Origin of the sequence: Allobaculum sp., assembly GCF_047010065.1 — a bacterium.
GTDB classification, from domain to species: Bacteria; Bacillota_I; Bacilli_A; order Erysipelotrichales; family Erysipelotrichaceae; genus Allobaculum; species Allobaculum fili.
Window position 1 is genome coordinate 1 of the sequence record NZ_JBKXLD010000101.1, and the last position, 8,173, is coordinate 8,173.

At 51.8% G+C, this 8,173-nt stretch carries 10 protein-coding genes; 5 read left to right on the forward strand and 5 right to left on the reverse strand.

Translation table 11 applies throughout. The annotated features are described in order from the left end of the window. Positions 1 to 248: trigger factor family protein (locus tag ACLUYS_RS08410; RefSeq protein WP_412659591.1), on the reverse strand; the 248-nt coding region annotated here is incomplete at its 3' end. A 2-nt stretch (positions 249 to 250) separates the two neighbouring features. Further along, positions 251 to 880 carry a hypothetical protein gene (locus tag ACLUYS_RS08415; protein WP_412659592.1) on the reverse strand — a complete coding sequence of 210 codons (630 nt, stop codon included), beginning with the start codon at positions 878 to 880 and terminating at the stop codon, positions 251 to 253. 771 nt (positions 881 to 1,651) lie between these two features. Between ACLUYS_RS08415 and ACLUYS_RS08420 the strand changes: the two genes are divergently transcribed. The 5 genes from ACLUYS_RS08420 to tig all read left to right on the forward strand — a co-directional run bounded on the left by ACLUYS_RS08420 (position 1,652) and on the right by tig (position 6,631). After that, positions 1,652 to 1,963 carry a hypothetical protein gene (locus ACLUYS_RS08420; RefSeq protein ID WP_230267601.1) on the forward strand — a complete coding sequence of 104 codons (312 nt, stop codon included), beginning with the start codon at positions 1,652 to 1,654 and terminating at the stop codon, positions 1,961 to 1,963. Continuing rightward, positions 1,960 to 2,565 carry a LamG domain-containing protein gene (locus tag ACLUYS_RS08425; protein ID WP_412659596.1) on the forward strand — a complete coding sequence of 202 codons (606 nt, stop codon included), beginning with the start codon at positions 1,960 to 1,962 and terminating at the stop codon, positions 2,563 to 2,565. Before ACLUYS_RS08420 ends, ACLUYS_RS08425 begins: the two co-directional genes overlap by 4 nt. Beyond that, positions 2,555 to 4,345: a metallophosphoesterase gene (locus ACLUYS_RS08430; protein ID WP_412659593.1), complete on the forward strand. Its 1,791-nt coding sequence runs from the start codon at positions 2,555 to 2,557 to the stop codon at positions 4,343 to 4,345. Before ACLUYS_RS08425 ends, ACLUYS_RS08430 begins: the two co-directional genes overlap by 11 nt. Then, complete coding sequence (locus tag ACLUYS_RS08435; RefSeq protein WP_412659594.1) at positions 4,291 to 4,791, forward strand: hypothetical protein; 501 nt, start codon at positions 4,291 to 4,293, stop codon at positions 4,789 to 4,791. The genes ACLUYS_RS08430 and ACLUYS_RS08435 overlap by 55 nt, the downstream gene beginning before the upstream one ends. Before the next feature lie 613 nt (positions 4,792 to 5,404). Beyond that, positions 5,405 to 6,631 carry a trigger factor gene (gene tig, locus ACLUYS_RS08440; RefSeq protein WP_412659595.1) on the forward strand — a complete coding sequence of 409 codons (1,227 nt, stop codon included), beginning with the start codon at positions 5,405 to 5,407 and terminating at the stop codon, positions 6,629 to 6,631. Positions 6,632 to 6,713: 82 nt separating this feature from the next. Here tig and ACLUYS_RS08445 read toward each other — a convergent pair whose 3' ends face one another. From ACLUYS_RS08445 to ACLUYS_RS08455, 3 genes are read right to left on the reverse strand one after another with little or no spacing between them, the layout of a single operon-like run. Then, the gene (locus tag ACLUYS_RS08445) at positions 6,714 to 7,037 is read right to left on the reverse strand and encodes a DUF1828 domain-containing protein (RefSeq protein WP_230267596.1); all 324 of its coding nucleotides are present in this window, start codon (positions 7,035 to 7,037) and stop codon (positions 6,714 to 6,716) included. A 1-nt stretch (position 7,038) separates the two neighbouring features. After that, on the reverse strand, positions 7,039 to 7,176 hold the full coding sequence (locus ACLUYS_RS08450) for a hypothetical protein (protein WP_230267595.1): 138 nt from the start codon (positions 7,174 to 7,176) through the stop codon (positions 7,039 to 7,041). Between the two features lie 8 nt (positions 7,177 to 7,184). Then, entirely contained in the window at positions 7,185 to 8,138 is a 954-nt protein-coding gene (locus ACLUYS_RS08455; RefSeq protein WP_230267594.1) for an InlB B-repeat-containing protein, read from the reverse strand. Positions 8,139 to 8,173 lie beyond the last annotated feature (35 nt).

The following is an 8,173-nucleotide window of genomic DNA, read 5'->3' on the forward strand; positions in this document are numbered from 1 at the left end:
GCTTCTTCAATGATCGCATCGAGATGCTGACGGCTCATTTTCTCTGCTGCTGTTTCTTCGATGGCAGCTTCGCCATAGACTTTTTTGATCATGGCAGCTGGTACGCGTCCATTACGGAAGCCTTTGATCTGGGCACGGCCGGCCAGGTTTTTCAGAGCGGCTTTGCATTCTTTCTGCCACTCAGCCTGGTCAAATGTGGCGGTAACGGTAACGGTATTGTTATCGTTTTTTACGGAATTTGTCTTCATACTCAAAATTTTCCTCTCGTTTCTATACGCAGCGGGTACGGCTTGAGACCGTCGGGATAATACTTCTTTTCCATCGCTTCCAGACCGGCCTCGTCGTTCATCTCCCTGCAGACAAGCCGGATAATGGATCCGGCCAGACGCTTTGGATCATAGCCCTCAAAATCATTGGGGAGCATTTCCAGGATTTCCTGGTCCAGAAGCTGATAAGCAAATCGGGCGCCGAACGTTCGATTTGCTTCCAGCATCGTTTCCAGCCAGTCTCTGGTCTGCAAAATGATCGACGTTTTATCGGGGTCATTTAAAAGGGATGGGTTAAACCGATAACTGACGTTGTCTTTTTCCATTGTAAACAGAGAATCTGTTTTCTGTCGGATCAATGCCAGAATCAGTTCGCCTTTAAATTCCTGCAGAAGCACTGGACTCGAAAGCAGCTGCTGACATGCGTCATGACAGGCATTCAGATCCATCGTACAAAGAAGCGAAACGGCTTTTTCCTGATCCGATTCGGATCCATGGATCAGCCTGAGAACGCTGGCCATTTCGTCCGGGTTCTGTTTATTGTCACTTGCGGGATCATTTACGGAATCCGCAAGACGGGGATTCAATTCCAATGTGCTGTCCTTTCGGTTCATACTGCCTCCGAGCCTGAAAATTATACAGAAGCGGTCGTGTTCATGACAACCATTCTTCCATTTCACAAGCCTCAATCATTGTAACAAATTTCAAAATAAAGCTGTATTTATCAGTCCTGACGCCGCTAAATCTTAGCGGGTGCATCTGCGGGCAATCCGTTTTGAAAAGTACAGACGATGCAGAGGCTTTCTGAACACTCTAAACCCTTTCTTACGGCATTCCCTAAAGCTTCCGGTTCAGGACGCAGTCTCATTCTGGCAGGAAAGAACCGTATCCTTTTTAAAGGGGTGAATTTCTGATCGGGCGGATGAAGGCTCTGTATCGCGAACAGGCCTGCTCTGACTTTTTGAGGCCTTTCCGCTGGTCTGGTCATATTGCGCATTTCACTGAAATTTTTCATCAATCGGCATTTCTCACCTGAAAAGCCGTTTTTTTGTATCCGATTTCGTCAATTCAAAAGATTTCGTACAAACCGGACTGAAATTCTGACCCCTGAACAATACGCTTGGATTCAAAAATCGCTCCTTCTATAAAATTAAGGATGTAAGGGTTATCAGCAATTCTGGCACAAACCAGTGCAGGCAGAAAGGAGAGAAACTGCACGGGCCAGAAATGGATCGCTCCATCGTTTGATCGAATCTCCCCCGCTTCGATCGGACAGGGCGGTCTGGAAGAAGCGTCTTTTTTTTTCGCCTCTTCCTGCGTGCAGCCAAACGTATGCCGCACAAACAAAAATAAGGATTAAAGAGAAAATCTAAGAAAGGTTCAGCATGATTTACAGAAAAATGAACAGTCTGTTTGTGCTGACGCTCAGCACCTCGCTTGGTCTGTCCGTCCTGCAGGCTGCGCCGAACATGACCTGTGTCCTGGCCGCGGAAGAAACCGCCCCGAAGCCGGTGCTTTCCGTCAGCTTCGATCAGGAAAGCGCCAAGGACGAAGCGGCGGCGAAAACAACGGAACCGTTGTCGGCTCCCCGGAATACGGCAAAGGAAAACTTGGAAAAGCCATCCATCTCGTCAACTCGATCGAACGCACCGATGAAGCGAAACAGTATATCAACTTTGGTCAGCCGGATGATCTGAAATTTGGAACCGGCAGTTTTACCGTTCAGTTCTGGTACAAGGCGTCGGCCGATTCTCAGACCGAAGGTTGCATCGTCGGCAACAAGGAATGGGTTTCCGGATCGAATCCCGGCTTTACCATCGGCGATATGGTCAACGGCGTCACGCTCAACTTCCAGACACCGGGCGGTTCGCGTACGGATTCAAGCCGCATCACGACGCCGGCCGACGGCACCTGGCACCACATTGCCGCCGTGATCGACCGCGGCCGTGCCAAAACGATGACGTACTACATCGTCGGCAAGCAGGCGGAAGCGCCCAAATCGATTGCCGCCCACCATGGAACAATCGATTCGTCCGACTTTTTGATCGGTGCCTCGAACAAATCCGACGGCACGAAGTTCCTGGCGGTAGACGACGCGTGGATCGATGAATTCAGTGTCAGCCGCCGTGCGCTGAGCGCCGAGGAAATTGCCGCATCCGCCAATACGTATTTAATGGATCTGGAGCTGGAGCGCATCGACCGGCCGATCGATCTGATGACCGCGGGCGAACGCTACACCCCTGACGCTATCGAAACAATGAAAGCGTCCCTCGCTAAAGCGCGAAGACATGAAAGCTGAAGGGGCCGATCGGCAGGCCATTTATGACGCGCTGTTAAAGGAATACGACACGTTCATGGAAGGTACGCCGGCTAAGCTGAACTTCCACGTCGTCTCCGACCTTCATACGTCCAGTGAAGCGTCTCTGAATACTTTCTCCGAAGCGCTCGCCGACATGAATACGATCAACCCCGAAGCCAAAGCGATCCTTCTGGCCGGGGATCTGACACAGAGCGGCACGCCAGAACAGATGACGAGTTTCTACGACCGGCTTGAGGCCGGTCTGAGCGAGAAAACCGAAGGCGTTCTGGTCGCCATGGGCAACCACGAAATGCGCGGACCGACGTCATCACAGTGGGAAGACAGTCCAGGCGGCGTAAACGCCCATTTCCCGATCATTTCCGCCAGCTATCTGGAAAACAACGCCAGATATATGGGCGAAAATGACGACAAGCTCTACTACGATCAATGGATCGACGGCTATCACTTCATTGTTCTCAACTCTGAAAACTCGCCGAAGGATATGGCGTGGCTCTCGCAGGAACAGCTCGACTGGCTCGATGAAAAACTGAGCGAAGACGAGTCGCTTTCCCGCCCCGCTTTCATCATGATCCATCAGGCACTCAACTATACCCACTCCGGTTCGATGAACTACAACGGATTCGGCGATCAGGATGAAGCCATGAAAACCATCCTGGCTAAACATCCCGAAACGATTCTCATCACCGGTCATATTCATAACCCGTTTGGCACAGCGGAAATCATGGACTCCGTCTGGGGAACCCTTGTCGATGTTCCTGTCTTTACCGGCAAAGGCCTGGGCTATGAAGTGTATGTTTACGATACGGAAGTCGTATTCCGTGCAAGAAACCACAATACGAAAGAATGGATGCCCGATTACGATGTCATCGTCGAACTCAACACACTGCCTTCTCTTGTGGCCCGCACCAAAGCACTGAACGAAAAAGACTACACCGCCGACTCCTGGAACAAAGCGTATCCAGCGCTTCAGGAGTACCAGAGTCAGGCTGAAGAAATTCAGGCCAGGACGTACGGAAACTTTGGCGCTGCTGCGCGTCAGGCCATCAACGTCCTCCAGAAAAAGTACCTTGCCGCGTTCGCAGAACTTGAAGAAGCCGTTCCCGCTGACCGAAGCAAGCTTCAGGCTTCCGTTGATACCGCTGCTGCCCTGCAGACCGCCGGCGGACTCGAAGGTCTTGAAGAAAACATCGTCGCCGAATTCAATGCAGCCTTAACCGAAGCCAATGTCCTGTTAAAAGATGAAAGCGCCACGCAGGAGCAGATCGATGCATCCAAAGTCCGTGTCGATCACGTCCTCGATCTGGCGGCGTTAAAAGACGATCTGAGCGCGCTCAACGCGCTGATCGCCAAAGCCGAAGCCATCGATTCCGACAAATATACCGAAGCCTCCGTTTCCGCACTTACCACAGCGGTGTCGCAGGCAAAAGCTCTTAAAGCGGATCTGAGCCGTCTGAATCAGGAAAACATCACTGCCGCTTCGACTTCCCTGCAGACCGCTATCGACGGTCTCAAAGTCAAAGTCGATCGAAGCGCTCTGCAGACGGCGGTAAATACGGCCGAAGCGAAACAGGAAGCCGGCGATCTTAACGGTCTGCCCCAAGCGATTGTATCGGAATTTGAAGCCGCTTTAAGTGAAGCAAAACCCCTGCTGGTAAACGAGAACGCCGCGCAGGAACAGGTCAATACATCCAAATCCCGTCTGGATTGCGCACTCGAACTCGTCGCTCTCAAAGGCGATCAGCTGCACTGGATACGCTGATCGAAACCGCAGAAGCTGTCGATTCCAAGCTGTATGATTCCAAGCTGTATACAGAAGAGTCACTTACGAATCTGACGTCCGCCCTGAACGAAGCCAAAGCGCTCCAGACAAATCTTGAAGCCCTCAGCCAATCCTCCATCGCAAACGCCTGCACCAATCTGCAGAACGCGATCGATACCCTCGAACTTCTGCCTGTCCTGACGCTGAATCTGGATACCCTGCACTTCCTTTCGCAAAAGGCGCACGGATACGCCAAGGCGCAGTTCCAGTCCGCCGGCTGGCAGACGATGGAAGACGTTCTGGAAGCCGCGGATGAGATGATCGCGTCTGTCGATGAGGCAGCCGCAGAAGCGATGACGCAGGAAGATATTGATGCGCAGGTGAAAGCCCTGCATGCATCGATTCTCCATCTGCGTCTTCTTCCCGACGCGAAACGTCTTTTCTGATTTCATAACGAAATACGAAAAGCCGGAATCCAAAACAGCTAAGTAAATCCAAATACGCAAATCCAGTTCCATAAAGAACAAAATTTCTTCTGCACATCACAAAGATATTCGGGCTGCGGTGTTCAGATCTCACACATTCGGGCAAAAAGGATCCTTCGAATTTTTTGAAAAAAATCCGGCGGATCCAGATTCCACATCCGCAAAATCGATCGTTCACACGCGATCGATCTGCAGCTTTCACGAACGCTTTCCGGCCAGGAAGAATAAACTGTCGCTGAGCCCTGCACTTCCTGCCGCCTCGATGAAAATGGGGTCCACAAAGTTTCATCGATCGAAATCGTTCCATTTACCGCATATAAATTGTCGACAGGCCGAAGCCCGGGCGCATTTTGCCCGGATTACGGCCTGTTTTTGTGAAAAAGGCATCCGAATCGGATTCCTCTTTCTTCGCCTTTTCTGCTTTAGCTTTGTGTTTTCATCCGATTCGCTTGCTTTTCCATTCCGTATTGGAATACCTTTTGACCCTCGCCCTGAACAGTCTGGCCGGAACAGTCAAATCCCGCATGGTTCATGGTGAATTTGTTAAAATGGACACAGAAGGAAGATGAATATCATGGACTATAAAATTGAATATCCTAAGAAAAATGAGGCAGTAATTACCTTCACCATTCCGAAAGCGGAATACGAAGCCGATATCGAAGCTGCCAAAAAAGCGACCGGATCCGAAGATCCAGCGGTAGCCCAGGAATACGCTCTGGCTCAGGAAGGCGGAAAAGTCTTCACCGAAGCCGCAAAGGAACACACACTCAAGCTGGCTACCCAGCCTGCATTCCTTTCCGAAGCGGATGCCAACGGCAACGTTCAGGTTACCCTGACCTGCACCCTCGTTCCAGAAGTGACTCTCCCTGCCTATACCGGACTGAACTTTGAAAAACAGCCGATCACCGTATCGGAAGAAGAAGTTCTCCAGAACGTTATGGGCCGTATCAACCAGACGAACCTCTTCGAACCGCTCCCAGAAGACGCGGTTGCGGAAGACGGAAATCAGGTTGTCATCGACTTTGTCGGTGAAAAAGACGGCGCCGCCTTCGAAGGCGGAAGCGCAAACGATTATCCGCTGGTTCTTGGAAGCCACACCTTCATCCCTGGCTTCGAAGATCAGCTGATCGGCGTCAAAGCCGGCGACGAGCGCAGCGTAGAAGTTGTCTTCCCGTCCGACTACTTTGAAGCCTCTCTGGCTGGACAGCCGGTTATCTTCAAAGTCACCGTAAAATCCGTTCAGAAAGCCATCGTCCCGGAACTCAACGATGAATTCATCAAGAAGATGAACCTCGAAGGCTGCAGCACCGTTGATGAGCTGAAAGCCAAGATCCGTGAAGAACTGACCCAGATGAAAACCGAACAGGAAGAAAACCGTCTGGCCATGGCGATCCTCACCCGCGTAGCGGAAGGCGCGCAGATGGACATCCCGGCAGCCATGATCGACTCCCAGGTTTCCCAGCACATGGAACAGTACGAAAACCAGCTCAAACAGTACGGTATGAGCTTCGATGACTTCCTGAAAGCGTCCAAGCAGACTGCGGAAGAATTCCGTGCCCGTCTGGTACCGGAAGCTGAAAACGAACTGCGTTCCGCACTCGTTCTCGATGCCATCGCCAGTGCCGAACAGATCGGTGCCGACGAAAAGGATCTTGCCAAAGAGTACGAACTGCTCTCGACCGTTTACAACTTCCCGCCTGAACAGCTGAAAATGTTCATCCCGCAGGAAGCCGTAGCCGCGCAGATCACTCAGCGCAAAACGCTTGAATTCCTGAAAGCCAACAACACCAAAAAAGACTAGTTTCCTCGCCAGTAAAAAAATCAGCGGCTTCTGCCCGCATCCAATCCCAGGATGCCGGGCAGAAGCCGCTTTTTCATGTTCATCATTTCATAAACGGGCAGGCCGTTTCGGACACAGTGGAGCGGGTATGCGGATTTCGATCGTCGCGCATACTGGAGCCCTTTGTCGTGTGCAAGGGCAGTTCACCGAGCTGTTTTTCAATCTCCAGAAGCGCCTGTGCAAAATGCACGAGATCGTCTGGCAGGCGATCCGAATTTGTTTCTTTACGCAGCTCGTTTCCTTTACGAATCAAACCGTATTTTGCACAGACAGACGCAAGACGAGACTGATTCTCATTTTCAATGGCGATTCCAGATAGTTCCAGACCGTTCAGAAGTGTCCTGTCATCGCTGGCGTATCCCCGCATCTTACTTTTCCAGATACACGATAATCTGATCCCCGTGTCGATCGAAATACGGCTGCCGGCATTCCATGCAGGACCCTCGATCCGGCTGTTCAAGCCATGCGTTCATCGCGGTCACAATTCCCGCACGATCCAAATCCATACTTTGTCCTATTTCTCAGACAGACCCTGCGTATCGATACTTTCCTCATCTTCAAAATCCAGATGAAGCGGTCTCCAGAAACGGCCGGGCACATGCAGACTTTCTTCGCTTTCCGGCACCCAGAGGGCATGCAGATTTCGATTGCCGCTCATGCCTTTGCGTACCATCAGACAGATGTTGCCGCGCTCGTCATACCAGCCGCCAAAGCTCCAGCCTTTGCGCCTGGGAACCGGCAAGGTAAACGAAGGCGTATTGATCGAGTAGGAGAGCACCGGATCGACGTCCAGCACGCCTTTGTCCGGATCCAGGCGAATTTCGTATTCTTCTTCCTTCCATCCCGCGTAAAGCGTTGTTGGCTTGGCAAAGCGCATGGACGGATTCCAGGCGCGATGACAGGCTGGATCAAGATACCAGCCCGTAAAGCGATGGCCAATCCGGATCGGCGAAAACGGCGGGTGAATGCGTCCCGCGCCATCGGTTTTTACCGGAGCGACGCGGCTTCCGCCGCACGAGTCAAAGGAAATTTCCACCAGAGCATCGAACGTTCCTTTCAGACGGATTCTTCGCATCCACGACGGATCGATGTATTCGATCAGCTCGCCATCCATCAGCCAGCCGGTAAAGAGCTTGCCTTCGCACTGCGCCGGGTACAGCTTGAGCAGACCGCTTTCGACGGTATAGCTGTGGGGGTTCAGCGGCGAGTTCATGCCCTCGTCGAGTTCGTAAATGATGTTGTAGGAAAGCGGCTTCCAGCTGGGATACAGCTGCATCGTATCGGGCAGAAGTCCCGCCGGGTTGACTGGACGCGTCAGTTCCGGATCGACGTACCAGCCCGCGAAGTAGTACCCTTCCCGCTCCGGGGTATTTTTCGATGATGTATGGGAATCCAAAAGGCGGCTTCGATCCAGAGTCTTTGGCGCGTTCGTTCCGTTCTGGATTTCTTTTTGAATATCTTTGGGCATAAATTGCTTGATCCTCTTTCGATTAGTGCTAAAAT